The organism is Pseudomonas sp. AG1028, assembly GCF_007993955.1.
GTDB lineage: Bacteria > Pseudomonadota > Gammaproteobacteria > Pseudomonadales > Pseudomonadaceae > Aquipseudomonas > Aquipseudomonas straminea.
Window position 1 is genome coordinate 243314 of the sequence record NZ_VIVP01000009.1, and the last position, 24203, is coordinate 267516.

25 protein-coding genes are annotated in these 24203 nt (G+C 64.3%); 10 read left to right on the forward strand and 15 right to left on the reverse strand.

The window, feature by feature from the left end; genetic code table 11:
• Nucleotides 1-247: 247 nt before the first annotated feature.
• Complete coding sequence (locus tag FB481_RS16835) at nt 248-994, forward strand: FKBP-type peptidyl-prolyl cis-trans isomerase (protein ID WP_013790822.1); 747 nt, start codon at nt 248-250, stop codon at nt 992-994.
• A gap of 345 nt (nt 995-1339) precedes the next feature.
• A complete protein-coding gene (locus tag FB481_RS16840) occupies nt 1340-1771 on the forward strand; it encodes a YkvA family protein (protein WP_093503044.1) in 432 nt (143 codons plus the stop codon).
• 18 nt (nt 1772-1789) lie between these two features.
• Here FB481_RS16840 and bdcA read toward each other — a convergent pair whose 3' ends face one another.
• Complete coding sequence (gene bdcA / locus FB481_RS16845) at nt 1790-2503, reverse strand: SDR family oxidoreductase (protein ID WP_147177092.1); 714 nt, start codon at nt 2501-2503, stop codon at nt 1790-1792.
• Between the two features lie 31 nt (nt 2504-2534).
• Nucleotides 2535-3737 (reverse strand): MFS transporter, encoded by a 1203-nt coding sequence (locus tag FB481_RS16850; RefSeq protein WP_147177093.1) that lies wholly within the window; start codon nt 3735-3737, stop codon nt 2535-2537.
• Nucleotides 3738-3847: 110 nt separating this feature from the next.
• On the opposite strand from FB481_RS16850, the gene FB481_RS16855 reads away from it, so the two are divergent.
• Nucleotides 3848-4453, forward strand: a complete 606-nt coding sequence (locus tag FB481_RS16855) for a TetR/AcrR family transcriptional regulator (RefSeq protein ID WP_147177094.1) — start codon at nt 3848-3850, stop codon at nt 4451-4453.
• A gap of 22 nt (nt 4454-4475) precedes the next feature.
• On the opposite strand, the gene FB481_RS16860 is transcribed toward FB481_RS16855, so the two are convergent.
• Nucleotides 4476-4769, reverse strand: a complete 294-nt coding sequence (locus FB481_RS16860; RefSeq protein WP_256662764.1) for a hypothetical protein — start codon at nt 4767-4769, stop codon at nt 4476-4478.
• A gap of 86 nt (nt 4770-4855) precedes the next feature.
• Complete coding sequence (locus FB481_RS16865) at nt 4856-6037, reverse strand: acetyl-CoA C-acetyltransferase (protein ID WP_147177096.1); 1182 nt, start codon at nt 6035-6037, stop codon at nt 4856-4858.
• A gap of 176 nt (nt 6038-6213) precedes the next feature.
• Between FB481_RS16865 and FB481_RS16870 the strand changes: the two genes are divergently transcribed.
• From FB481_RS16870 to FB481_RS16880, 3 genes are all read left to right on the forward strand, one after another.
• Nucleotides 6214-6495 carry a DUF2218 domain-containing protein gene (locus tag FB481_RS16870; RefSeq protein ID WP_147177097.1) on the forward strand — a complete coding sequence of 94 codons (282 nt, stop codon included), beginning with the start codon at nt 6214-6216 and terminating at the stop codon, nt 6493-6495.
• Nucleotides 6496-6573: 78 nt separating this feature from the next.
• Nucleotides 6574-7494: a lipid A biosynthesis lauroyl acyltransferase gene (locus FB481_RS16875; protein WP_147177098.1), complete on the forward strand. Its 921-nt coding sequence runs from the start codon at nt 6574-6576 to the stop codon at nt 7492-7494.
• A gap of 23 nt (nt 7495-7517) precedes the next feature.
• Entirely contained in the window at nt 7518-8702 is a 1185-nt protein-coding gene (locus tag FB481_RS16880) for a patatin-like phospholipase family protein (protein WP_147177099.1), read from the forward strand.
• 60 nt (nt 8703-8762) lie between these two features.
• On the opposite strand, the gene zapE is transcribed toward FB481_RS16880, so the two are convergent.
• Nucleotides 8763-9884: a cell division protein ZapE gene (gene zapE / locus FB481_RS16885; protein WP_147177100.1), complete on the reverse strand. Its 1122-nt coding sequence runs from the start codon at nt 9882-9884 to the stop codon at nt 8763-8765.
• 141 nt (nt 9885-10025) lie between these two features.
• Between zapE and FB481_RS16890 the strand changes: the two genes are divergently transcribed.
• The gene (locus FB481_RS16890) at nt 10026-10472 is read left to right on the forward strand and encodes an acetyltransferase (protein WP_093503065.1); all 447 of its coding nucleotides are present in this window, start codon (nt 10026-10028) and stop codon (nt 10470-10472) included.
• Between the two features lie 133 nt (nt 10473-10605).
• Complete coding sequence (locus FB481_RS16895; RefSeq protein WP_147177101.1) at nt 10606-11391, forward strand: sulfite exporter TauE/SafE family protein; 786 nt, start codon at nt 10606-10608, stop codon at nt 11389-11391.
• A 103-nt stretch (nt 11392-11494) separates the two neighbouring features.
• Here the strand turns inward: FB481_RS16895 and FB481_RS16900 are convergent, their stop codons facing one another.
• Entirely contained in the window at nt 11495-12811 is a 1317-nt protein-coding gene (locus tag FB481_RS16900) for a PQQ-binding-like beta-propeller repeat protein (RefSeq protein ID WP_093503069.1), read from the reverse strand.
• Nucleotides 12812-13201: 390 nt separating this feature from the next.
• On the opposite strand from FB481_RS16900, the gene FB481_RS16905 reads away from it, so the two are divergent.
• The gene (locus tag FB481_RS16905; protein WP_093503071.1) at nt 13202-13897 is read left to right on the forward strand and encodes a GntR family transcriptional regulator; all 696 of its coding nucleotides are present in this window, start codon (nt 13202-13204) and stop codon (nt 13895-13897) included.
• Nucleotides 13898-13957: 60 nt separating this feature from the next.
• Here the strand turns inward: FB481_RS16905 and FB481_RS16910 are convergent, their stop codons facing one another.
• From FB481_RS16910 to FB481_RS16940, 7 genes are all read right to left on the reverse strand, one after another.
• Nucleotides 13958-14776 (reverse strand): ABC transporter ATP-binding protein, encoded by an 819-nt coding sequence (locus tag FB481_RS16910; protein ID WP_147177102.1) that lies wholly within the window; start codon nt 14774-14776, stop codon nt 13958-13960.
• Nucleotides 14773-15537, reverse strand: a complete 765-nt coding sequence (locus tag FB481_RS16915; RefSeq protein ID WP_147177103.1) for an ABC transporter permease — start codon at nt 15535-15537, stop codon at nt 14773-14775. Before FB481_RS16915 ends, FB481_RS16910 begins: the two co-directional genes overlap by 4 nt.
• Before the next feature lie 11 nt (nt 15538-15548).
• Entirely contained in the window at nt 15549-16571 is a 1023-nt protein-coding gene (locus tag FB481_RS16920) for an ABC transporter substrate-binding protein (RefSeq protein WP_147177104.1), read from the reverse strand.
• Between the two features lie 198 nt (nt 16572-16769).
• Nucleotides 16770-17987, reverse strand: coding sequence for an amidohydrolase family protein (locus FB481_RS16925; protein ID WP_093503079.1), 1218 nt, complete (start codon nt 17985-17987; stop codon nt 16770-16772).
• Complete coding sequence (locus FB481_RS16930) at nt 17984-20476, reverse strand: ATP-binding cassette domain-containing protein (RefSeq protein WP_147177105.1); 2493 nt, start codon at nt 20474-20476, stop codon at nt 17984-17986. Before FB481_RS16930 ends, FB481_RS16925 begins: the two co-directional genes overlap by 4 nt.
• Nucleotides 20473-21342, reverse strand: coding sequence for a branched-chain amino acid ABC transporter permease (locus tag FB481_RS16935; protein WP_075933423.1), 870 nt, complete (start codon nt 21340-21342; stop codon nt 20473-20475). Before FB481_RS16935 ends, FB481_RS16930 begins: the two co-directional genes overlap by 4 nt.
• 47 nt (nt 21343-21389) lie before the next feature.
• Nucleotides 21390-22571 (reverse strand): ABC transporter substrate-binding protein, encoded by a 1182-nt coding sequence (locus FB481_RS16940; protein WP_147177106.1) that lies wholly within the window; start codon nt 22569-22571, stop codon nt 21390-21392.
• Nucleotides 22572-22758: 187 nt separating this feature from the next.
• On the opposite strand from FB481_RS16940, the gene FB481_RS16945 reads away from it, so the two are divergent.
• Nucleotides 22759-23157, forward strand: a complete 399-nt coding sequence (locus FB481_RS16945) for a nuclear transport factor 2 family protein (RefSeq protein ID WP_147177107.1) — start codon at nt 22759-22761, stop codon at nt 23155-23157.
• Between the two features lie 32 nt (nt 23158-23189).
• Here the strand turns inward: FB481_RS16945 and FB481_RS16950 are convergent, their stop codons facing one another.
• Together FB481_RS16950 and FB481_RS16955 are read right to left on the reverse strand one after the other, a co-directional pair.
• Nucleotides 23190-23705 (reverse strand): O-acetyl-ADP-ribose deacetylase, encoded by a 516-nt coding sequence (locus tag FB481_RS16950; protein WP_147177108.1) that lies wholly within the window; start codon nt 23703-23705, stop codon nt 23190-23192.
• Nucleotides 23706-23719: 14 nt separating this feature from the next.
• Nucleotides 23720-24145, reverse strand: a complete 426-nt coding sequence (locus tag FB481_RS16955) for a hypothetical protein (RefSeq protein WP_147177109.1) — start codon at nt 24143-24145, stop codon at nt 23720-23722.
• Between the last annotated feature and the right edge of the window lie 58 nt (nt 24146-24203).

A 24203-nucleotide genomic window follows, 5' to 3' on the forward strand; every position in this document is an offset into this window, starting at 1 on the left:
GCCACTACTGAACTTCTGCCTGCAGAAAAACTCTTACCGGCTAGTCAGTTACGTCGCTGTTTCACGAGATCGACGCGGCGTGCTGAACGATCAGGTTGGCTTTCGTGCCGCCGCTCGCCACTTCTCGCACAGCGCGTGTGATCTGCCCGGATAAATCCGGGCGCCGCGGCTTGCGTTGATACACTCACACACCCTAAGCTCGCGCCTTCACTCGACAGCCCTAGGGCGCAGCGGACAAGGAATCAGCATGAAACAGCATCGTTTGGCAGCAGCGATCGCCCTGGTGGGCCTGGTGCTCGCCGGTTGTGATTCGCAAACCAGCGACGTAAAACTGGAAACTCCGGCGCAGAAAGCGTCCTACGGTATCGGTCTGAACATGGGCAAGAGCCTGGCTCAGGAAGGTATGGACGACCTGGATTCGAAAGCCGTTGCCCAAGGCATCGAAGACGCCATCGGCAAGAAAGAGCAGCGCCTGAAGGACGACGAGCTGATCGAGGCCTTCGCCTCTCTGCAGAAGCGTGCCGAAGAGCGCATGACCAAGATGAACGAAGAAGCCGCTGCCGCCGGCAAGAAATTCCTCGAAGAGAACGGCAAGCGTGACGGCGTCACCACCACCGCTTCGGGCCTGCAGTACGAAATCGTCAAGAAGGCCGACGGCCCGCAGCCCAAGGCTGACGACGTGGTCACCGTTCACTACGAAGGCAAGCTCACCGACGGCACCGTGTTCGACAGCTCCATCGAGCGTGGCACCCCGATCGACCTGCCGGTTGGCGGTGTGATTCCGGGTTGGGTCGAGGGCCTGCAACTGATGCACGTAGGCGAGAAGATCAAGCTGTACATCCCGGCCGAACTGGCCTACGGCGCCCAGAGCCCGAGCCCGGCCATTCCGGCCAACTCGGTACTGGTGTTCGACCTCGAGCTGCTGGGCATCAAGGACCAGAACGCTCAGGAGCAAGCCGCTCCGCAAGCACCTGAGGCCGCTCCGGCCAAGTAAGCGTCAGCTGCTTGAAAACAACGCCCCGCCTGTCGGGGCGTTGTCGTTTCTGCAGTCTGCCAATCGCAAAATGTGCGCCAATGCAAGTCTTGACATGCCGGGTTATGCACATTGCGACAAGGCTTCTTATTCAGTTGGTCAGGTTTTTAACGAAATCTTTTGATTTTTTTAACTGATTGATTTAGCAAGGTTTTATCGGCTGGATAAAAAATGTCCGATCTGTGGCGAGGCCGCATGACAGGGGGCTTTGGTAAGCTAATCCCATAACTGTTCACAAGGTTATCCACAGCTATGGTGGATAACCACAGACAGCCCAGCAGCGATGCGGGCTGACGAGGAGTGACCATGAAAGCACCGTGGAATTTCGCCCGCTATCTGCCTATCGCCCAGCGCTTTCTCAAGCGCGGTCGGTTGCCGGCATTGTTGCTGGCGGTCACCCGCAAAAGCGGTGGTGGCGCCCGCAGCCTGACGTCGATCAGGGGCGACCTGAGCCTCTTGCAGGAGCTGTGCGTGGCCTGGTGGCGCGGCAGTTACCGGGCGATCAACCCGCAGGCGCTGGTAGCCATCGTGGCGGGGCTGATCTATTTCGTCTCGCCCGTGGATGCCATTCCCGACTTCATTCCCGGCCTGGGCCTGGTCGACGACCTGGCGGTGCTGGCCTGGGTGATGAAGACCTGGGGCGGCGAGCTGGACGCGTTTCGCACCTGGCGCGATGCCCAGGATCGGGAAACCCGCGAGGCCATCGCCAAACTGCCAGTGGCCGAGCGGGTGAGCTGAGGCGTTTGCAGGCGACCGTCAGGCGGCAAAGCCGCCGTCGATGGTCAGCGCCGCGCCGGTGACCAGCCCGGCTTCGCTGCCCGCCAGCCAGGCCACCATGCCGGCGATTTCCTCGCTGCGGGCATGACGCTTGATCGCCATGAAGCTGTGCATCACTTCGTTCAGCGGCCCATCGGCTGGGTTCATGTCGGTATCGGTCGGGCCCGGCTGTACCACGTTCACGGTAATGCCGCGCGGGCCGAAGTCCCGTGCCAACCCCTTGACCATCCCGCTCAGCGCCGCCTTGCTGGCGCCATAGGCGGCCATGCCTTGCATCGGTACGCGATCGGCATTGGTCGAGCCGATCAGAATGATCCGCCCACCTTCACGCATTTGCCGTGCTGCGCTGACCGCCGCGTGGTAGGGCGCGTTGATATTGATGGTGAAGAGCCGGTCGATGGCATCGGCATCCAGCTCCAGCGGATCGCCGGCAATGAAGATACCGGCATTGATTACCAGCACGTCGAGGACGCCCAGGCTTTCGATGGCTGCTGTCAGGGCTTGGCGGTCGGCGCTGTCCAGTTGCATGGCGGTGCTGCCCGTTTCCTCGGCAAGCTTGAGCGCTGGTGCGGCCGAACTGGCGTAGGTAAAGGTGACCTGGGTGCCATGACCGGCGAAGCGGCGCACGATGGCGGCGCCGATGCCACGGCTGCCGCCAAGCACGAGAACTGATGGGCGATTGGAGTGGGACATAGGGCTATCTCCTGTTTGCACAAGGTTGAGGTCAGTGGCCGGCGACGAGCACGTCGCTGCGACGCTGGCCGGAAGGAAAACCGTGCTGGCTGGCCGCCGAGGCGATCCACAGGGCGACCAGCAGCAATGCCAGCATGGCCCAGGGGAATACGCCTGCACCGAACTGACCGAGCAGCAGGCCGCCGATGAGCCCGGCGGCAGCGATGGCGCTGTTCCAGATCATCACGTTCATCGACATCGCCACGTCGGCGCCTGGGCCGGCGGCATCGGCCAGGGCGGTCTGCAGCAGCGTTGCGGCACCGCCGAAGGTCAGCCCCCAGACGAACACGCCGAGGTACAAAACGGCGGCCGATTCGGCGTGCAGGCCGAACACCAACGCGACCAGGGCGAAGGTGGCGAGGCTGGTGAGTACCGCCTGGCGCAGATGGCGGTCGACCAGTCGGCCGGTGATCCAGATGCCGATCAGCGCAGCGACGCCGAATGCCAGCAGCACCCTATCGACCTGGCTGCCCAGCCCGGCTGGGGCGATGAAGGGCGCGATGTAGGTGTAGAGCATGTTGTGGGCGAGCATCCAGGTCAGCACCACGGCCAGCACCGGACGCACGCCTGGGATCAGCAATACCGCCCGCAGAGGCACACGCTGAGTACGCGCCTGGCCGGGATAGTCCGGCACTTTTGCCAGCACCCAGACGATCAACCCGATGCTCAGCAGCGACATCGATCCGAACGCGGTGCGCCAGCCCACCACGCCACCGAGCCAGGTACCTATGGGTACGCCCAAGGACAACGCGATGGGCGTGCCAACCATGGCCAACGCCAGAGCCCGGCCTTGCTGGTGCGGGGCGACCATGCGCCGGGCGTAGCCGGCGATCAGGCTCCAGGCCAGGCCCGCCGCCATGCCGGCGAAGAAGCGTGCTGCCAGAGTCAGCACGTAGTTCGACGACCATGCGGTGATCGAGTTGAACAGCAGAAAGCCGACGATGGCCAGCAGCAGTACGTTGCGGCGCCGCCAGCCCTGGGTGGCGATTGTCAGCGGGATGGCCGCCAGCAGCGAGCCCAGGGCATAGAGGGTCACCAACTGGCCGGCCAGGGCGGGAGATACGCCAAGGCCGGCGCTGATCTGGGGCAGCAGGCCCGCGGGCAGAGTTTCGGTGAGGATGCAGATGAAGCCGGTCATCGCCAGGGCAAGTAGCGCGGAAACGGGCAGGGCGTCGGGTTTCGTGGAATCGGTCATGGGGAGCGCTCATTTATGTATCGTTCGATACAAATGTAGGTCGACTGGCTCCCGATGGTCAATGACTTTTGTATCGACTAGTATTTATGTTGTCAGGAAGGAGGATTCACATGGCACAGATGGGGCGACCACGAACATTCGATCGGCAGGCGGCACTGGAGCAGGCCATGCACCTGTTCTGGGAGCACGGCTACGAAGCCACGTCCCTGAGTCAGCTGAAGGCCGGCATCGCTGGCGGCATTTCCGCGCCCAGCTTCTACGCCGCGTTCGGCTCCAAGGAGGCGCTCTATAACGAGGTGATGGCGCTGTATCTGCAGACCCATGGCAGGGTCACCGAAAGCCTGTTTGATGACACGCTGCCGCCGCGCGAGGCCATCGAACTGGCGCTACGCCGTTCGGCCAAAATGCAGTGCGAAGCGGGCCATCCACGCGGCTGCATGGTGGCCCTTGGGGTGATTGGTGTGTGCATGCCTCAGGACGGCGCGACGCTGCCGAGCGAGAATCGCCAGCGCACGCGTGAAGGTATTCGTGCCTGTATCGAGCGGGCCATCGCCGATGGCGAGTTGGCCGGCGATACCGATGTTCAGGCACTGACATCGGCTTACGACAGTTTTCTTCTGGGGCTTTCTACCTTGGCCCGTGACGGCATCGAGCATTCAGCGCTGGATGCTGCGGTGACCCAGATCATGAAACTGTGGGACGGCTGCCGTCGCTAGCGCCGCTACATAGCCGCGGCCGTTATTCGATACTGCGATCGATACGGGCTATCTCCCGGACGGAAAGTGGCCGCCAGTCATCTTCGCCGATGCCGTAATCCTCATGTGTGCCGTCGAGCGCGTCTTCGAGCGACAGCCACAGGTGGTCGCCTTCAAACTGACCGCTGGCGAAGTTGGTGTAGCGCAGTTCCAGGTAGACCACTTCGTCGTCTTCGCTAAGCAGCGCGAACAGCACGATGGCCGTGACGTCCGGGCGCTCGGGGCAGGGTTTGCGGCATTCGGCGAACAGGTAGTGCAGCGTTGGGAGGTCGCTCATGGGCAGCTTCATCGGGAGGGGACCTGATCGTATCGCGAACCGGGCCTGAAAGGGCAGGCCCAGCTAATAGCTGGGCCGCACTGTTTTCAGTCGCGCTCGAGCAGTAGCGCCACGCCCTGGCCGCCACCGATGCACAGGGTCGCCAGGCCCTTCTTGGCATCGCGCTTGAGCATCTCGTGGATCAGGGTGACCAGCACTCGGCAGCCGGATACGCCAATCGGGTGGCCGAGGGCGATGGCGCCGCCGTTGACGTTGACCTTGCCGGCGTCCCAGCCCAGCTCCTTGCCGACCGAAAGGGCCTGGGCGGCGAAGGCTTCGTTGGCTTCGATCAGGTCCAGCTGATCCAGCGTCCAGCCGGCTTTCTCCAGGCTGCGGCGGGTGGCCGATACCGGACCGATGCCCATGATCGCCGGGTCGACGCCCGCGTTGGCGTAGGCCTTGATCTTAGCCAGCACCGGCAGGCCCAGCGCCTGGGCCTTGGTCGCGCTCATCAGCAGCACCGCCGCGGCGCCGTCATTGAGGCTCGAGGCGTTGCCGGCGGTCACGCTGCCGTCCTTCTTGAATGCGGGCTTGAGCTTGCCCAAGGTGTCGGCCGTGGTGCCGGCGCGGGGCTGCTCGTCGGTGTCGAAGGCGACAGGCTCGCCCTTGCGCTGGGGAATCAGGATCGGAGTGATTTCGTCGGCGAAACGCCCGGCTTCGATGGCGGCGATGGCCTTCTGTTGTGACGCAGCGGCGAAGGCGTCCTGCTCCTCGCGGCTGATGGCGTATTTGTCCACCAGGTTCTCGGCAGTGATGCCCATGTGGTAGTCGTTGAAGGCGTCCCACAGGCCATCGCTGATCATGGTGTCGATCAGTTGCCCGTGGCCCATGCGCAGCCCGGTACGCGCCTTGGGCAGCACATAGGGCGCCAGGCTCATGTTCTCCATGCCACCGGCGATGATCACCTCGGCGTCGCCACAGCGGATCGCCTGGGCGCCCAGGTGCAGGGCCTTGAGGCCCGAGCCACAGACCTTGTTGAGGGTCAGTGCCGGCACGGCGTGGGGCAGGCCGGCCTTGATCGCGGCCTGGCGGGCGGTGTTCTGCCCGGCGCCGGCGGTCAGCACGTGGCCAAGAATCACTTCGTCGACCTGCGCGCCGTCCAGGCCGGTCTGCTCGAGCAGGCGGCGGATCACCGCGGCGCCGAGTTCGGTGGCCGGCACATCGGCCAACGCTCCCTGGAAGCTGCCGATTGCGGTACGGGTAGCGGCGACGATGACGACTTCTTGCATGACATTCTCCAGGCCAGGTGGGCGGATGTTGTTATTGGCTGGGCACGATCCTGACGCCGCCTCGGCTGCCGTGCAAGTCCGGGGTTTTCGATTGATTGCATCGATAATGGCGTATGCCGGGCAGCCAGGCTGCGTGCTAGATTCCGGGCGTCTTCAATCCCACCAGGAGCATTCCCATGCCTGAATCCCGTGCAACGGTTACCACCGAACAGGGCCAGCGCTGTCTGACCCGGCTGTGCCGGCACTGGAGCCACAAATTCCAGGTGAGCTTCGACGAGCAGCGCGGCGAGATCGTCTTCGACCCGGCTCGCCTCACCCTGACCCGTTTCGAGGGTGGCCTGGTGGCGGTCATCGAGGCACCGGATACCGACACGCTCGATCGCCTCGAACCGGTGGTGGCCGACCACATGCAACGCATGGTGGCCGACGAAACCCTGCAGATCGACTGGCAGCGCTGAGCGCCCTGACGCCTTACTCCCGAGAGCGGCGAACGTGCTGGTAGACTAGGCGGCTTTGAACGCCATCCTGGATCGTCAATGGATCGTCCCGTCTTTCGTCGCACCTTCCTTCACCCGCGGTTCTGGCCGCTGTGGGCCGGGCTCGGCCTGCTGTGGCTGACCGTGCAGCTGCCCTACGGCGCGCTGCTGCGTCTGGGCCGTGGCCTGGGCTGGTTGATGTATCACGCGGCCGGCTCGCGTCGGCGTATTGCCACGCGCAACCTGGAACTGTGCTTCCCGCACATGCCGGCAGACAAGCGCGAGCGTCTGCTCAAGGAGAATTTCGCCTCCACCGGCATCGCCTTCTTCGAGATGGCCATGAGCTGGTGGTGGCCGCGCCACAAGCTGGCGCGCCTGGCCCACATCGAGGGCATCGAGCACCTGCAGCAGGCCCAGGCGCAAGGGCAGGGCGTGATTCTCATGGCCGTGCACTTCACCACCCTGGAAATCGGCGCCGCCTTGCTCGGCCAGGTGCACACCATCGACGGCATGTACCGTGAACATGGCAACCCGGTGTTCGATTTCGTGCAGCGTCGTGGCCGCGAACGCCATAACCTGGACGCCACCGCTATCGAGCGCGATGACGTGCGGGCGATGATCAAGGTGCTGCGTGCCGGTCGGGCGATCTGGTACGCACCGGATCAGGACTATGGCCGCAAGCAGAGCCTGTTCGCGCCGCTGTTCGGCATCCAGGCGGCGACCGTTACGGCCACCACCAAGTTCGCGCGCCTCGGCCGCGCTATCGTGTTGCCGTTCACCCAGATGCGCCTGCCCGATGGCGGCGGCTATCGTTTGACCATCCACCCACCGCTGAGCGATTTTCCCGGTGAGAATGAAGAGGCCGATTGCCTGCGTGTCAACCAGTGGGTCGAGCAGGCCATCGTCACGTGCCCCGAGCAGTACCTGTGGGCGCATCGGCGCTTCAAGACCCGTCCAGAAGGCGAGCCCAAGCTCTACTGACCACCCGAACGGGAATCGACGCAATGAAGCAGGACGCTAGCGGCAACCCGGCCACCACTGGGCTCATCCTTTCCGGCGGTGGCGCACGGGCTGCGTATCAGGTCGGTGTGCTGTCGGCGATCGCCGAGCTGTTGCCCGAGGAGTCGTCGCATAATCCCTTTCCGGTCATCGTCGGCACCTCGGCGGGGGCCATCAACGCCGTCAGCCTGGCCTGCGGTGCGCTGCATTTTCGCGAGGCGGTCAAGCGCCTGAGCAGCGTATGGCGCAGCTTTCATACCGATCAGGTGTACCGCAGCGATTGGCCCGGCGTGCTGCGTCAGGCCAGCCGCTTCATCGGCCACAGCATGCTCGGCCTCGGCAAGCAGGCGCCGGTGGCGCTGCTCGACAGCTCGCCGCTCGCCGAGCTGCTCGAGCGGGAACTGGATTTCTCCGGCATCGCCGCGGCGGTTCGCCATCGCCAGCTGCGCGCCGTGGCGGTGACTGCGTTCGGTTACGAGTCGGCCCAGGCGGTGACCTTCTACCAGGGCCGCGCGGCCATCGATCCCTGGTTCCGTCATCGTCGGGTCGGCGTGCCAACGCGTCTGGCGTTGCCGCACCTCTTAGCCAGCACGGCGATTCCGCTGATCTTCGAACCGGTGAAGATCAACCGCGAATACTTTGGCGACGGCGCCGTGCGGCAGATGGCGCCGATCAGCCCTGCCTTGCACCTGGGGGCGACCAAGGTGCTGGTGGTGGGCGTCAGTGGCAACCCGGTCGGCAATCAGGCCGGCGGCGCGCCCGTGCCGGTGCCCGGCGGCGTGCAGCCGAGCCTGGCGCAGATCGCCGGGCACATGCTCAACAGCACCTTCATCGATAACGTGGAAAGCGACATCGAATTGCTCGAACGCCTCAACCAGCTGGGCCGTCTGGTGCCCGCCGAGCAGCGCAGCCGCACCTATGGGCTCACCCCGGTGGAAGTGCTGGTGATCTCGCCGAGCCAACCGCTGGACGTGATCGCCGCCCGCCACCGCCGGGAAATGCCGGCGGCGCTGCGCCTGTTCCTGCGCGGCCCTGGGGCGACCCGCGACGGCGGCGGCGGGGTGCTCAGCTACCTGCTGTTCGAGCCGGGTTACTGTAGCGAGCTGATCGAATTGGGCTACCAGGACGCCATCGCCAAGAAGGCGCAGATCCAGGCGTTTCTGGGGCTGGTGCCTGCAACTGCGGGCTGAGCCGTCGATTCTGGGTATCGCTGCGCTCAACCCAGGCTACCTATTTGATCGTGCGCGCCTTCAGCCGAAGCGCTCCAGCTGCATTTCCTGCAGGCGGCTCAACGTGCGGCGGAAGGCGAAGGCCAGGTAACCCTCGGTGTACAGAGCATCCAGCGGCACGGCGGCTTCCACGTACAGTGGCACCCGGCGGTCGTAGCATTCATCCACCAGGGCGATAAAGCGGCGCACGGCATTGTCGTGGATGGACAGGGCCGGCAGCTGGCGGTCGCCGGCCACCACCCGCTCGGCGGCGTCTTCGGTGCCGCGAGCGATCTTCGCCGGGCGCTGCTGGGCGCTGAGGGCCGGTACGTCGCCCAGCACGATGGCCTTGAAACGATCACAGAGCAGGATGAAGTCCCCGGTCGCCAGCGGTTGCTCGCAAAGCTGGCCGAAGCTGCCGTGCAGCACCCGTTCGCTGTGGTCGTGCACGGTGATCCGACGATGGCCGACCTGCAGCGGCTCGTGGCTGACCGGCTCGCCCTGGCGCAGTGCCGCCAATAGCGCGGGCAGGGCGCTCGGCTGGCCGGCTTGGCGAACCCAATAGCGCTGGTGTCGCTGGCCGGGGTGCTGGCGATGATCCTGGCTGCCGTCCACCGCCACCACCTGCATGTGCTGCAGCAGGGCGTCGATGGCCGGCAGGAAGCGCTCGCGGTTATGGCCTCCAGCGTACAGCTGCTCCGGCGGCTGGTTGGAAGTGGCGACCAGCACCACGCCCTCGTCGAACAGGCAACGAAACAGCCGCCCCAGCAGCATGGCGTCGCCGATGTCGCTGACGAACAGTTCGTCGAAGCACAGCACGCGGATCTCCGCCGCCAGTTCCCGGGCCAGCACCTGCAGGGGCTCGGCGGTGCCGGTCAGCTCGAACAGGCGGCGGTGCACCCAGCGCATGAAGTGATGAAAGTGCTGACGCCGGGCGGGCACCTGCAGCGCCCCATGGAAACTGTCCATCAGCCAGGTCTTGCCACGCCCGACCGGGCCCCAGAGATAGACGCCTTGAACGGAATGGGCAGCCGCGGCGTGCAGCTCGTCATGGCAGCGCTGCAGCACCTGGGCGGCGGCCAGTTGAGCCTCATCGGCAACGAAGCCCAATTCCTCGACGGCATGCCGATAGCGTTGCAGGGGGGCGTGTGGCGGTGGCGACATGGGCGTCCTCAGGTGCCGGGCGAAGAGCGGCGGGCCATGCTAACAGGCGTGTGGCCTGGACACGTTATGAAAACCTGGGTTTGCCCGTAACGACCGCACTGGTTAGGCTGCATCGCCTTTTCGAGCTTACTGGAGCTGAGCATGCTGATCCGTCCTGCCCTGGCAGCTGACCACGACGAGTTGCTGGCCATCTGGCACCGTGCGGTGCTGGCCACCCACGACTTTCTCAGTGCGGTGGATATCGACCTGCTGCACCGTCAGGTGGGCGAGCTGTACCTGCATGCGGTGGCCTTGCATGTCTGTGTAAATGAAAACCAGCGGATACTGGGCTTTATCGGCCTCAACGAAAGCCATGTGGAAATGCTGTTTGTCGATCCCGATTGCCACGGCCAGGGTGTGGGTTCACGGCTGTTGGACTATGCCCGGTGTCGTCTCGGCCCGCTGACCGTAGACGTTAACGAACAGAACCCGGCAGCTCATGGCTTCTACCGCCGTTACGGTTTTCAGGACACCGGGCGTAGTGATACCGATGGAGAAGGGCGGCCGTTTCCGCTGATCCATATGGCCTATCGACGCGCCGCAGATTGAGTAGCGCCGGGCAGCGGAAAGCTCAATCTATATAACTGTTATAAGCAAATGCTTACTCGGTATATGTCCTTTATGTTCAAGTGGTTATCCTGCGCGCCTGACAAATGAGCCGACGACGGCAATTGGGGCAGGTATGGATTTTGGTGGCTTGGGCTTCGTCATCGCGGGGCTGGTAGTAGGCTTTATCGTGGGGATGACGGGCGTGGGCGGCGGTTCGCTGATGACGCCAATCCTGCTGTGGTTCGGCATCAATCCGGCGGCGGCCGTGGGTACCGACCTGCTGTACGCGGCGATCACCAAGGCGGGGGGCGTGTTCGTTCACCAGCGCAACCGCAATATCGACTGGACGGTGACCGGCTGGTTGGCGGCCGGCAGCGTGCCGGCGTCGTTGCTCACCTTGCTGGCGCTGACCTTGATGCCAGGCGACCAGCACGCCACCAATGCGTTGATCAAGAACGCCCTGGGTATCGTGCTGCTGCTGACCGCCACCGCGATTCTGTTCAAGAAGCAACTGTTCGCCTTCGCCAGCCGCCATGCCGGTGACGGCTTCCACTTCAGCCCGGCCCGCCTCAACGCGCTGACCGTGTTGGTGGGGGCGGTTCTCGGTTTCATGGTCACCCTCACCTCCATCGGCGCCGGCGCTCTGGGCACCGTGGCGCTGTTTCTGCTCTATCCGCTGATGGCCACGCGCCGCCTGGTGGGCACCGAGATCGCCCATGCCGTGCCGCTTACCTTGGTGGCCGGTCTTGGCCATGCCGGGCTCGGCAATCTGGACTGGGGTGTGCTGGGCTACCTGCTGCTGGGCTCGTTGCCGGGCATCTTCTTCGGCAGCCACCTGTCCGGTCGCGTGTCGGACAACGTGCTGCGCCCGTTCCTGGCGATCATGCTGATGGTGATCGGTTACAAGCTGGCGTTTTGATTACCTCAGGCATGCTGGTGCACAAGGGCGCTGTGCTGCGTGCTTTTGTGCGCAACGCAGCGCCACGTCGCTGGCCGAGGTTCACGTTTGATACCGCGTGCTCTCACCAACGCAGCGGTTTGCTTTGGCCTTTCCAGAACAGCCAGCGTTGCCGTTCATGGTGTTCGCCGGTGCCGATCTGCCAGGCCGGGCGACCGGCGTCCAGATCGATCACGCAGACGAAGCCCGCATAACTCGACACCGCCAGGGTGTTGCCATCGGCCGACAGGTCCATGGCGCAGATGGTCGAGCCAATGAAGTGCTGCCAACGTTCGTTGCCTTGGTCGTCGAAGGCGCGTAGATAGCCGTAAGCATCACCGACGATGAACGTATCGCCACGGGAAACACCCGCGTACACACGGGCACCCTCCTGCACGACCGGAGTGCGCTCATCATCACTGTAGAAATCGGTTTGCAGGCCTGGCAAGTCGGCCACGGCGACGCTCAGTGTGGCGCCGTTGTAGAAGTGGCAGGCGTTGAGGATCAGGCGGTCGCTGCGGTTGTTGAACAGGGCGAAATGCGGATACTCGCCTGCCGGACCGACCTCGGCGACCTGCTGCAGGTCGCTGTCGAATACCAGATGACTACCACACTGCTCGCCGACCGCGATCCAGCGGCCATCCGCCGATATGGCGCCGTGTTCCATCGACAGGCCCAGGCTTATGTCATAGGTGGGCGTGCCCCTGCGCAAGTCTTCGCGGATATCTGCCGGGCGCGGCAACAAGCGCGTGGTGGCCTCCTTGGCCAGCACGAAAATTCCATCCGAGCTGACCAGCAGCACACGTTGGCCATCCGGGAAGGGAATCAGTGCGGTCGGCGTCGGCGGATGTTCAAGCGCTGTAAACCCGGCATCCTCCGGCAAGCCTTCCAGGCCGGTGGGCCACTTAAACTGAGCGACCTGCGGGCCGTTCCAGCCATCGTGCACGCTGATGCCGGATGCTCTGGCGAACGCGAAATAACGGCGTGCCGGGCAGCGCCCGAAAAAATCGATGCCGATCACGTCGTGCCACTGGTTGCCGTGAATATGCACCAGGCGTCCACGCTCGTAGGCGCTACCGACGCGGGCCAGCAGGCTGCCGTCATCGATCAGCGCGAGCGCGCTGATCGCCTGGGCCTGCGCATCCAGCAGGGGCACCAGCGGCAGATGAGCCGGTGGCCAGTCGGTACGCAAGGTGGCGTGGCTGGCGTCATCCGCGTTGGTTTCATTGGCGGCCTGCAACGCCTCCAGCAGAGCCGGCAGCAAATGCTCGGTCGGCGCCAGTTGTGGTTCTTTCAGGCCATCCCAGCCCTGGCTTAGGCCCTGCTCGACGTAGCGATTGACCTGCCGGGCGTAGTCCAGCACGGCGGCTTGCCACTGCTGCTGGGGAGTTGGGGTCGTCATGCTTGAGGCGCTCCTTGACGCTGTTGTGCTGCCGCTCATGGCGGCAGTGCTTAGCCAATTATTCGAATCGCAATCTCTCGGGCATCCGCCGAGTGCATCGGGCTCGCGGCATGGTAGAGCGATGACGCAGCGCATTCGTTCCGAATCGGCAAACGTAAAAGATATCGCTTCGTTAGCATCGTTACCGCTTATAGCTAGCAACACCACGCTATCGTGTAGGTATGCCATGCTGGCCTTTGCGGCTGGCGCCAGGGTTTGGCATGCCGGCTGGGCGTTGGCTTAGCGCTAGCCAAGCGTATTTACCCCGCTCACGTAGCTGGCGGATAATGCGCCAGCCGTAGTGTTCGCGACGAGTCAGTACGGCTCGTCTACCCAGGATCAGAGGAAGAGATGGCCGCGAAGACCGTCACCAGCAAGCAAGCCGAAGTGCAGCGCATCGTCGATGTGCTGTTCAAGGCCATCGCGCAGCATCGCTTGCCGCCCGGAACGCGCCTGATCGAAGCGCAGATCGTCGAGACCCTCCAGGCCAACCGCAACCACGTGCAGGCGGCGCTGCAGCGCCTGGCCTTACAGCGGGTCGTGACCATCGAGCCGAACCGTGGCGCGATGGTCGCTCAGCCCAGTGCCAAGGAAGCGCGGGAGATATTCGCGGCGAGGCGCGCCATCGAGCGGGCCATCGTCGAAAGCATCACGCCGGCAATCATGCACGCGCAACGCCAGCGGGTGACCACGCACATGCGCAACGAGCGCAAGGCCACCAATGCTACTGATCGCCGCGCGATCGTCCGCGAGCTGAGCGAGTTTCATCTGATGCTCGGCGAGATCAGCGGCAATTCGGTGCTCAGTGAAATTCTCGCCAACCTGATGGTGCGCAGCTCACTGATCGTCGCCCTCTACCAGCGCAATGACGTGCCGTCCTGCGCCTCGGACGAGCACCAGCAGATCATCGCCGCGCTGGAGAAGGGTGACCAGCAGCAGGCGGTCGCGGTGATGCTCGAACACCTGGGCGAACTCGAGGATCAGCTGGACCTGGACGACCAGGCCGAGCCCGAGATCAACCTGCGCCAGGCCCTGGCGGGACTGTAAGGCGACGGCTTCCGCCACCGCACAGCGCTGCCATCGGCGCGGCCGATCTCGAACCGCTGCTCAAAGCGCCATCTCGCGCCTGAACACCTCCAGCGTATGGGCCTTGACCCGAACGAACTCGGGATGGCTCATGATCTCCGCACCCCGTGGGCGGGGCAGGTCGAACCTGACGATTTCGGCAATCTGGGTGGGGCGCCGGGTCAGCAGCAGGATCTCGTCCGCCAGGAATACCGCGTCTTCCAGGTCGTGAGACACGATCAGCATGGTGACGCCGGTCGCCAGTTGTACCTCCTGCAATTTGTCGCGGATGAACAAGGTCATCTCGAAATCCAGCGCGGAGAACGGCTCGTCGAGGAACATCACCTCCGGGCGCGGTGCCAGCGCCCGCATGATGCACACGGTCTGCTGCTGGCCGCCGGAAAGCTCGTAGGGGTAACGGTCGAGATCGAAGCGGATATCGAACATCTGCGTGAGTTCCTCGACGCGTGCGTTCACATCCGCCTTGCTCATGCCCTGGCGAACCAGCGGATAGGCGATATTGACGCGCGCACTCATCCACGGGAACAACGCATCGCGATAGTTCTGGAACACGTAGCCGATGGTGGTCTGGGCGAGCGTCTTGCCATCGAACAGAATCTCGCCTCTGTCCATCGGCAGCAGCCCGGCGATCATGTTCATCAGGGTCGACTTGCCGCAACCGTTGGGCCCGAAGGTCGAGACGATCTTGCCGCGCGGCAGGTCGAGGTCCAGGTCGGTGTACAGCGGTTGGCCGGCGAAGGCCTTGCTCAAGCCGCGAATGGTAACGTGAGTGTCGGCGCGAGGTTCTGCGCCGGCTGCTGGCGAGGTGCCGAGGGAGGCGAGGGAAAGTGCGTGCGTCATGCCTGGCTACTCCAGTGGACGGTTTTCTTCTCGATGAGCAGGAACGCCAGGTTGAGCAGATAGCCCAGGGCGCCGGTGATCAGGATCGAGGCGTACATGTCCTTGATGTTGAAGACCTGCTGGGCATCGATGATGCGGTGGCCCAGGCCGTTCTCCGAGCCGATGAACATTTCCGCGACGATCACGATGACCAGGGCGATGGACACCCCGGTACGCAAGCCGACGAAGGTCTGCGCCAGGCTTTCCATCAGCAGGATGTCCTTGAAAATGTGCCAGCGCGATATGCCCATCACCTTGGCGGCCATCAGCCGGGTTTTCTTGGCGTTCATCACGCCGTAGGCACTATTGAACAGAATCACCAGCACGGCGGCGAACGCGGCGATGGCGATCTTGTTCGCATCGCTGATGCCGAAGATCAGCATGAACAGCGGGATCAGCGCCGATGAGGGCGTCGAGCGAAAGAAGTCGATCAGGAACTCCAGGCTGCGGTAGACCCTTTCGCTACTGCCCAGAATGACCCCCAGGGGCACACCCACCGCAGCCGCGAAGGCGAACGCGGCCAACGTTCGGTAGAGGGTCGAAGCGATGTCGGTGCGCATGGACGACTCGCTGAACGACTGGAACATGAAGCCCAGGGTTTCGAGCGGCGAGGGCAGCAGAACCGGATTCAGCCACTGTGCGCTGACGGCCAGCTGCCATAACGCGAACAGCAGCAGTGGGCCGATCAGCGGCAGCAGGCGCGAGGACCAGGGTGATGTCATGACGATTCTCCTCAGCCCTGATAGATCAGCGCAGCCACATCGATCGGTTTGCTGAAGATGTTCCGCTCGGTGAACACGTCATAGAACTTCTGGAACCACCGCAGGTTGTCGCCTTGCAATTCGGAATACATGACGAAGCCCGGCAACGGCACCTCGTTGACCAGATCCGCTTCGATGCTGGTGTAACCGACGATGTTCCTGCGTGCCTGCTCCGGCTGCGCGGCGATGAACTCCACGGCCTTCTGGTAGGCGGCGATGAAGGCCTTCGCCTGCTCCGGCTTGCGCTCGATGAAGCTGCTGTTCAGCGCCGCCGCACCACCGAACCAGGGCGCATCGGCATTGCCGAGCACGTATTTGGAGATGACGCCGGTTTCCAGGGTGCGCGACAGGTTCTTCATGCGCCCCACGGTGCCGGTCGGCTCCAGGGTGTAGACCCCGTCGATCTGGCCGGCCGCCAGGGCTGGCGCGTGCTGGCCGACAGGCAGCTCGATGACTGACGGATCAACAAAGCCATTCTTTTCCAGAATGATCTTGGCCATGGTGACGTTCTGGATGCCGGGGCCGCAGGCGATCTTCTTGCCTTGCAGGTCGCTGATGCTTTGCGCGGTGCTGTTGAGCGGTACCAGAAACTCGTCCAGAACCAGCCGGTGGTTCGACGGGTTGGAGCAGATGATCTTGAACAGCCCCGGCATGGTGATCGCGCCAAGGCCGAGCGCGCCGGTCGCGGTGCCGTTGGCACAGCCATGAATGCGCCCGGTGATCATGCCCTCGACGATTTGCTGCGGGCTGGAGAACTTGACGCCTTTGACGTTCAGCCCAGTGTCCTTGAAGAAGCCCTGTTCCAGGCCGACATACAGCGGCAGGCCGCCGACGATGGGCCAGTAACCGATACGAATTTCCTCGTCATCGGCGGCGAACGCACCGGCAGGAAGCAGGCTGCCGAGCGTCAGCGCGCTTCCCGTCACGCCCAGCCACTTCAGCAATTGGCGACGATCCAGCTGGAGAGAACGGTTTTCAGGTTTGCGGTCTTTCATCGGTTTTCCCTGTTTTCAGATGTGGCGAATGCAGAGCTGCAAGCACGTGCCGTTCCAGGTTGATAAATTCATATAAATCAGTGGTTTATCCATTTTCAGTAACTTGATCACGGCGATATCTGCGCAGCGCTGATGAATAGGCCTCAGGTTGGCGCACGACGCCGGCTGCCGACCCTGCCACCTTCGTGATGGGCGCCGTCATGGCTTGAGCAGCCGTGCCTGGGCGCGTTCGAAGGTCTTGCGGCCGGCCTTGTAGCCCATCAGCGGCGGGCTGATCTCCGCTACCACGGCGGCCGGCGAGGGTGCATCGAAGACGATGAAGTCGGCGCGGCAGCCGGGCGTCAGGCCGTAGTCGGGCAGGCGCAGCAGGCGCGCCGACTCACTCGACACCCAGCTCAGGCAGCGCAGCAGTTCGGCCTCGGTAGCCAGCTGGCTGACGTTGGCGAACAGGTTGGCCTGGCGCACCAGTGAGGCGTCTCCGTAAGGGGTGAAGGGGTTGCCGATGTTGTTGGTCGACAGCGAGCAGGTCACACCACAGGCGTGCAGATGCTGCAGGGGCGCCAGGCCGCGGGGGCGGTTGTGGAAGTGCTCGCGGCCGGTGAGAAACAGATCGGTACTCGGCAGGCAGGTGACCTGCACGCCGGCCTCGGCCAGCGACGCGGCAACCTCCAGTAGGGTGTCCCGGGGCAGCGTCGACAGCTTGGTGACATGGCCGATGGTCACCCGCCCAGCCCAGCCATGCTGATGGGTGCAGCGGATCACCTCGCCGATGGTCATGCCTTCGGGGTTGAGGTCGAAATCCAGATGAAAATCCAGATCGCTGTCGAATGCCACCGCCAGCTCGAACAGCCGGCGGATCTGCGCGTCAGGGTCGGCATCGGTGTACGGGCAGCCGCCCAGCACCTCGGCGCCCATGGCCAGCGCCTCGCACAGCAGGGCTTCGGTACCGGGGTTGTTGAGCAGGCCCTCCTGGGGAAACACGCAGATTTCCAGGCTGATGGCCCAGGCGTAGTCGGCCTGCAGGCGACGTACGGCATTGAAGCCGGTCAGGCCGATCTGCGGGTCGATCTCGACGTGGGTACGCATGTGCGTGGTGCCCTGGGTGATGGCCTTTTCCAGCACCTGGGCACCGCGTTGGTAGACGTCCGCTTCGGTGAAGTCGGCCTTGGCCGAACGGGTCTGGGCGATGGCCTCGGCGAGGGTGCCTTCGCTGAGCTGGCAGCGCTGCATGATGCAGGCCTTGTCCAGGTGGATGTGGGTTTCCACCAGGCCCGGCAGCAGCAGCTTGCCCTGCAGGTCGAGGATCTCGGCGCCGGCACTTGGTGCACTGACGAAGCGGCCGTCCTGCACGTACAGGGTTTGCAGCGCTTGGGCTTCGGCGCCGAGGCGGGCGTTGATGAGGGTCAGGGCGCTCATGCTGCTGCGCCTCCCAGGTACGCCGCTTCCAGTTCCGGGTCGCCGCGCAGCGCTTCGGCGCTGCCGGATTTGACGATGCGTCCGGTTTCCAGCACGTAGGCGCGATCGGCCACCTGCAGGGCGAGGTTGGCCATCTGGTCGACCAGCAGCAGGGTCACGCCTTCGTCGCGCAGGGCGGCCAGGGCGTCGTACAGCTCGCCGATCATGGCGGGCGACAGGCCCAGGGAAGGCTCGTCGAGCAGCAGGATCTTCGGCTTGGCCATCAGCCCGCGGCCGATCGCCACCATCTGCTGCTCACCGCCGGAGAGCAGGCCGGCCGCGCTGTCGATGCGATCACGCAGGCGCGGGAAGCGCCGCAGGATGCTGTCGATTTCCGCCTCGGCATCGAAGGCTTCCTTGCGCGAGTAGCCGCCGAGCAGCAGGTTGTCACGCACGCTGAGTTGCGCGAACACCTGACGGCCCTCCGGCACCAGGGCCAGGCCCTGGGTGGCGATGGTGCTGGCGTCGGCGTGTTCGATGTTCTCGTTGTCGAGCAGAATGCTGCCGCCACTGGCTCTGTGCAGCCCGGCCAGGCACTGCAGGATGCTCGACTTGCCGGCTCCGTTGGCGCCCAGGATGGCGATCAGCTCGCCAGGGTTGACCACGATATTGACCTTGTCGACCACCGGTGCGGCGCCGTAGTCGATCACCAGGTCCTTGATGAACAGGCGCGCATCGCGCGAGCCATCCCAGGCTTCGGCCCGTGGCGTGGCCTGATAGCGGGTGCCGCCCAGGTAAGCGGCGATCACCCGTTCGTCCTTGCGCACCTCGTCCGGTACGCCCCAGGCGATGGGTTTGCCGGCGTCGAGCACCAGCAGATGTTCGGACACTGCCATCACCAGGCCCATGTCGTGCTCGACCAGGATGACTGCGATGCCGAACCCGGCCAGGGTTCTGAACAGGCCCGCCAGGCGATCGGTGTCGCTGCGGCTGAGCCCGGCCGCCGGCTCGTCGAGCAGCAGCACGCGTGGACAGGTGGCCAGGGCGCGGGCGATTTCCACCAGGCGCCGGTCGACGTGGGCCAGGTCATCGGCCGGGGTGTTCACCGAACCGCCATAACCGACCAGCGTCAGCAACTGCAGCGCCAATTGGCGGCGGGTTTCGCTGGCGCACATCAAGGGCATGCCGATACGACCTTGCTGCATGGCCACCAGCAGGTTCTCCAGCACCGACAGTTCGCCGAACAGCTGGGTGGTCTGGTAGGTGCGGGCGATGCCGGCACGGGCGATTTTCCAGGCCGGCAGGCCCGCCAGGGGGCGGCCCAAGTCGATGCTGCCGCTGTCCGGTGTGTAGAAGCCGCTGATCATGTTCAGCACCGTGGTCTTGCCCGCGCCATTGGGGCCGATGATGCTGGTGATGCTGCCCGGTGGCGCCTGCAGGCTGACGTGCTGCGCCGCCTGCACGCCGCCGAAACGGATGCCGATGTCCTTGACCTTCAGGCCTTCGGGGGCGGCATTGTCCTGCTGGAAGAAGGCGCTCAGTTGCGCCTGATCGAAAGTCGCCGGGGCGGCCTGGTGGGCAGGTCGCAGCCACAGGCTGGCCAGGGTGCCGAGCAGCCCTCGCGGTGCAGCCCAGAGCACGCAGAGCAGCAGCACCGAGAAGATCAGCAGACGGTATTCGGCGAAATCCGAGAGCATCTCTGGAAGCAGCACGATCAACAGGGCACCGAGCAGTGGGCCGAATAGGGTGCCGCTGCCGCCGACGATCACGGCCAGCACGAACAGGATCGATTGCGAGAAGGGGAACGAGGCCGGGTTGATGAACATCATCAGCGGCGCCACCAGGGAACCGGCCAGGCCGGTCAGCAGGGCGGACAGGGCGAAGGCCAGGGTCTTGGTCTGCACCGGGTTGAAACCGAGGGAGCGGGCGGCGATCTCGGTGGACTTCACCGCGCGCATGGCCATGCCCCAGCCGCTGCGGCGCAGGCGCTGGAACAGCGCCAGGGCGACGATCATCAGGCCGCTGGCGATCAGAGCCAGGCTCACGCTGGGATCGAGGCTGCCGATTTCCGGCATGGGAATGCCCATCAGGCCGTTGGCCCCGCCAGTCAGCGAGCGCCATTCGATCAAGCCGTGGTGCACCACCAGGGCGAAGGCGATGGTGATCATCGCCAGGTACGGGCCGCTGACGCGCAGGGCCGGAATCGCCAGCAACGCGCCGATGGCCGCGCAGGCCAGGCCGGAGGCGATCATCGCCAGGCCCAGGGGCAGGCCGGCCATGGTCAGCAGTGCCGAGACATAGGCACCGATGGCGTAGAAGGCGATGTGGCCGAAAGAGATCTGCCCGCTCAGGCCGATCAGAATGTTCAGGCCCACGCCGACCACCACGGCCAGCGCGCAGAAGGTGAAGACCAGCAGCGAGTAGCTGTCGAGCAGCAGCGTGGCGGCAATGCAGGCCAGCGTCAGCAGGGCCAGGGAAGCGGGAGCGAACAGCGAATTCTTCAGGGTCATACTTTCACCAGGGTCTTGCTGCCGAACAGGCCATTGGGGCGCAGCGCCAGGGCCAGGATGACCAGGGCGAAGGTGAACAACTGGGTGAAGGCCGAGCCGAAATAGAGGGTCACCAGCGCCTCGACCAACCCGAACAGCAGGCCGGCGGCGAATACCCCGCCAGCGCTGGCGATGCCGCCGAGAATCGCCACGGCGAAGGCCTTGAGGCCGAACAGCAGGCCCATCTCGGCATTCACGCTGAACAGTGGCGCGATCAACAGCCCGGCGATGGCGGCGAACACGGTCGACACCGCAAAGGCAACGGCCACCACGCGATTGACGCGGATGCCCATCAGCATCGCCGCCCTGGGGTTCTGTACGCAGGCCTCCAGTACCTTGCCCAGGCGGGTATGGCGGCGTACCAGAAACAACGCCAGGGCGATGCCGCCGCCTACCAGCGGAATCAGCAGTTGCAACACGCCGACGTTGTTGCCCAGCAGCTCCAGATGCTGGTTGGCCAGCGCCGAGGTGAACTGCCGTGGCTCCTTGCCAAAGGTGAACAGCGCCAGGTTGTCGACCAGGATGCCCGCCGCCACCGTCGCCATCAGCCAGGCTTCGGAGCCGCGCGAATGGAAGGGGCGAACCAGAAAACGCTCGATGATCAGCCCATACAGGGCACACAGCGCCAGGGTGGCCGGAACCGCCAGCCACAGCGGCCAGCCCCAGGTGATGTGGAAGCTGTAACCGAGTACGGCGCCAACCATCATGGCGCTGCCCTGGGCGAAGTTGACCGTACGTGACACCACGTAGGTGATGTGGAAGCCCAGGGCCAGCAGGGCATACATGCTGCCCAACCCAAGCCCGGTGATGATGGCGGCGGTGATCATGTCGATAATCCTCCGGGCGGGCCGCAAGGGCTCGCCCGTTCACGGCTTCAGGGGGCGAGCGGGACGATGCGGCCGTCGACGAAATGGGTGAAGACGTAGTCGTCCGGGCCCAGGGCGTCGTGCTTGGTCGGGGTGAAGGGCTGGGTGTAGTCCTTGATCAGGCCCTGGTAGCTGTCGATTGCATAGAAGCCATCGCGAACCTTGCTGCCCTGGGTGTCGCCGGCCTTTTCGATGGCCGCGGCCGCCAGGTGCATGGCGTCGTAGGCATTGGCGATCCCTACTGCCGGGGTCACATCGGCCAGGCTCTTGATCTCCGGGAAGCGCTGTTTGAGGGCCGCCAGCACGCTGTCACCCCTGGCGCTGTTGTTATCGGTGAACACGTAGGTCTGGATGAAGTGCACGCGGCTGGCGTTGGGGCCGGCCAGCTCGCTGAAGCGGCCGCCTGCCGGGCCCCAGTGGGAAACCACGGGCACGTCCCAGCCCATGCGATCGAGGGACTTGACCACCTGGGCCGAGGGGCCGACGTTGCCGACCATCAGCAGGGTGTCGGTGCCGGCATTCTTCAGGCGGGTGAGTTGCGGCACCACGTCGAGGTCGCTGTCTTCGATGCGCTCGATGCCGGCGTAATCCATGCCGCGTTTGGCCAGGGCATCCTTGAAACCGATTTCGTTGGATTCGCCCCAGGGATTGTTGATCAGGATCATGCCTGGCTTCTTCATGCCTTGCTTCACGCCGTACTCGACCAATGCTTCGTCGACCAGCTCGTCCACCGCCGAGACGCGAAATGCGTAATTGTCCTTCGCACCGTTCTCGGTGATCTTGGTGCCAGCAGCCCAGATGCCCATGAACGGCACCTTCAGTTGATTGGCCAATGGCACGATGGCCAGGGAAACCGGGGTGTCGAGGCCACCGAACAACACGGCGACCTTTTCCCGCTGCGCCAGTTCGCGGGCGGCCAGCATGCCTTTGGCCGGGTTGCTTTCATCATCGCGACGAATCAATTGCACCGGTCGGCCGAGGATGCCGCCCTTGGCGTTGATTTCATCTATCGCCACCGTCAAGCCGCGGGTCAGCGCCTCGCCGGATTTCGCCGACTGCCCGGACAGGGCGGCCACCAGCCCGACCTTGATCGGCTCCTCGGCGAGTACCGTAGCGCTCAGCGCCATGGCCAGGCTGGCGGCCGCCGCGCAAGGCAGCAGGCGGCGTAGTGGGGGTAACAGTTTGCGCATGACCTTTCTCCTGATTGCTAGCATTTGTATATAATTTGCTAGCAAACCTGGTGCCATAACGCGCAGACTAGTGTTGCCGGGGTTGTCCCGCACAGATCAGGGCAGATGTGCACGAATAGCGTGCATGTCGCACCATATCCAGGCACGAAAGGTGCCTCGGCAAATCAATAGAGCAGGAGAGCAATTCATGAGCGAGATGAATGAAGCGGTGCAGATTGTTAGCGATTTTCTAGCGGCTTCCATGGCGCCGGACCCAGTCAAGGCTGCCACCTACATGAGTGATGACGTGCGCATCACCTTCACTGGCGGGCGGCACATGCCCACGCCCCAGGACATCACCGCCTTCAACGGCTCGCGTTACGCCTGGGTGAAAAAGGCCCTCGGTCAGTTCGACTGGACCGAGCGTGACGACCACACAGTGGTCTATTCGAACGGCACGTTGTATGGCGAATGGCCGGATGGCAGCAGTTTTTCCGGTAACCGCTATCTCGATCGTTTCGAAGTGCGCAACGGCAAGATCACTCGCATGGACGTCTGGAACGACAGCGCCGAGTGGCTGCTGGCTCCCGAGATCGCCCGTGCCTGACCGTACCGTTGGCTGGTGCCTGCCCGGCTGAATCAGTGTCGTTCGGCTAATGCCTTCTGGTAAACCGCCAAGTCATTAGCTGAAAAGCAGCAGAACAGCACCTCGTCGACGCCGGGATACCGCGCCAGTTCGGCCCGCACCGTGCTCACCGCGGTGCGAGCCGCCTGCTCGATGGGGTAGCCGAAGATACCGGTGCTGATGCCCGGAAAGGCGACGGAATGGGCGTCCACCTCGGCCGCCAGGCGCAGGGCGTTGCGGTAGCAGGCGATCAGCAACGCCTCTTCGCCGTGCTCGCCGCCACGCCAGACCGGCCCCACGGTGTGCACGATGAAACGCGCTGGCAATCGGTAGCCGCCGGTGCGCTTGGCCTCACCGGTCTTGCAGCCGCCGAGCAGGCGGCATTCGTGCCGCAGGTCGCTGCCGGCGGCACGATGGATGGCGCCATCCACGCCGCCGCCACCGAGCAGTGACGAGTTGGCGGCATTGACGATGGCATCGACCTCGAGCGTGGTGATATCCGCCTGGATGGCGCGTATTCGTGCGGTCATTGGCGTGGCTTTCTCTACTTGTCGATAGTGACGGCCATGAACCACTTGGGCTGCATGCGCCAGAAATCGGTGCGCAGGTTGTGCTTCAGGGCGCGCTTGGAGTCCAGCACGCGAGCTTGCCCGCCGTCGCGGGCGAACACCACCCAATGCCAGAACGGCCGGCCCTTTTCCAGGCGCCAGCGGATGGCCAGCAATGCGCGATCCGGCAAACGCTCCCAGCCCGGAAACGGCGCCGGTGCTTGAGCCTCGAGCCCTTGGGCGTGCAACAGTCGGGTTACGTACTCGGTGTCCGACCACAGCGCCTGATCCTCGGCGTAGATGCCCAGCCCGTTGGCGATACGCCGGCTTTCGCTGTAGCTGACCCCGGTCAGCACCGCGCAGGCAGCGATGCCGCAACCCGAGGGTTGCTCCTGAATGACCGGGTCGATGGGGTAGGGCATTGGGCACTCCGTTTGCCATGGAATCTCAGGGGGGATTGGCGAATAATGCCGGCACTGG

Bases quoted from the DNA above. Each gene is read 5' to 3' on its own strand.
- bdcA (WP_147177092.1), bottom strand. From the start codon at position 2,503: ATGTCCCACTCCAATCGCCCATCAGTTCTCGTGCTTGGCGGCAGCCGT.
- FB481_RS16875 (WP_147177098.1), top strand. From the start codon at position 6,574: ATGGATCGTCCCGTCTTTCGTCGCACCTTCCTTCACCCGCGGTTCTGG.
- zapE (WP_147177100.1), bottom strand. From the start codon at position 9,884: ATGTCGCCACCGCCACACGCCCCCCTGCAACGCTATCGGCATGCCGTC.
- FB481_RS16865 (WP_147177096.1), bottom strand. From the start codon at position 6,037: ATGCAAGAAGTCGTCATCGTCGCCGCTACCCGTACCGCAATCGGCAGC.
- FB481_RS16920 (WP_147177104.1), bottom strand. From the start codon at position 16,571: ATGAAAGACCGCAAACCTGAAAACCGTTCTCTCCAGCTGGATCGTCGC.
- FB481_RS16940 (WP_147177106.1), bottom strand. From the start codon at position 22,571: ATGCGCAAACTGTTACCCCCACTACGCCGCCTGCTGCCTTGCGCGGCG.
- FB481_RS16860 (WP_256662764.1), bottom strand. From the start codon at position 4,769: ATGAGCGACCTCCCAACGCTGCACTACCTGTTCGCCGAATGCCGCAAA.
- FB481_RS16890 (WP_093503065.1), top strand. From the start codon at position 10,026: ATGCTGATCCGTCCTGCCCTGGCAGCTGACCACGACGAGTTGCTGGCC.
- FB481_RS16925 (WP_093503079.1), bottom strand. From the start codon at position 17,987: ATGAGCGCCCTGACCCTCATCAACGCCCGCCTCGGCGCCGAAGCCCAA.
- FB481_RS16915 (WP_147177103.1), bottom strand. From the start codon at position 15,537: ATGACATCACCCTGGTCCTCGCGCCTGCTGCCGCTGATCGGCCCACTG.
- FB481_RS16850 (WP_147177093.1), bottom strand. From the start codon at position 3,737: ATGACCGATTCCACGAAACCCGACGCCCTGCCCGTTTCCGCGCTACTT.
- FB481_RS16835 (WP_013790822.1), top strand. From the start codon at position 248: ATGAAACAGCATCGTTTGGCAGCAGCGATCGCCCTGGTGGGCCTGGTG.
- FB481_RS16905 (WP_093503071.1), top strand. From the start codon at position 13,202: ATGGCCGCGAAGACCGTCACCAGCAAGCAAGCCGAAGTGCAGCGCATC.
- FB481_RS16930 (WP_147177105.1), bottom strand. From the start codon at position 20,476: ATGACCCTGAAGAATTCGCTGTTCGCTCCCGCTTCCCTGGCCCTGCTG.
- FB481_RS16955 (WP_147177109.1), bottom strand. From the start codon at position 24,145: ATGCCCTACCCCATCGACCCGGTCATTCAGGAGCAACCCTCGGGTTGC.
- FB481_RS16870 (WP_147177097.1), top strand. From the start codon at position 6,214: ATGCCTGAATCCCGTGCAACGGTTACCACCGAACAGGGCCAGCGCTGT.
- FB481_RS16950 (WP_147177108.1), bottom strand. From the start codon at position 23,705: ATGACCGCACGAATACGCGCCATCCAGGCGGATATCACCACGCTCGAG.
- FB481_RS16900 (WP_093503069.1), bottom strand. From the start codon at position 12,811: ATGACGACCCCAACTCCCCAGCAGCAGTGGCAAGCCGCCGTGCTGGAC.
- FB481_RS16945 (WP_147177107.1), top strand. From the start codon at position 22,759: ATGAGCGAGATGAATGAAGCGGTGCAGATTGTTAGCGATTTTCTAGCG.
- FB481_RS16935 (WP_075933423.1), bottom strand. From the start codon at position 21,342: ATGATCACCGCCGCCATCATCACCGGGCTTGGGTTGGGCAGCATGTAT.
- FB481_RS16840 (WP_093503044.1), top strand. From the start codon at position 1,340: ATGAAAGCACCGTGGAATTTCGCCCGCTATCTGCCTATCGCCCAGCGC.
- FB481_RS16855 (WP_147177094.1), top strand. From the start codon at position 3,848: ATGGCACAGATGGGGCGACCACGAACATTCGATCGGCAGGCGGCACTG.
- FB481_RS16910 (WP_147177102.1), bottom strand. From the start codon at position 14,776: ATGACGCACGCACTTTCCCTCGCCTCCCTCGGCACCTCGCCAGCAGCC.
- FB481_RS16880 (WP_147177099.1), top strand. From the start codon at position 7,518: ATGAAGCAGGACGCTAGCGGCAACCCGGCCACCACTGGGCTCATCCTT.
- FB481_RS16895 (WP_147177101.1), top strand. From the start codon at position 10,606: ATGGATTTTGGTGGCTTGGGCTTCGTCATCGCGGGGCTGGTAGTAGGC.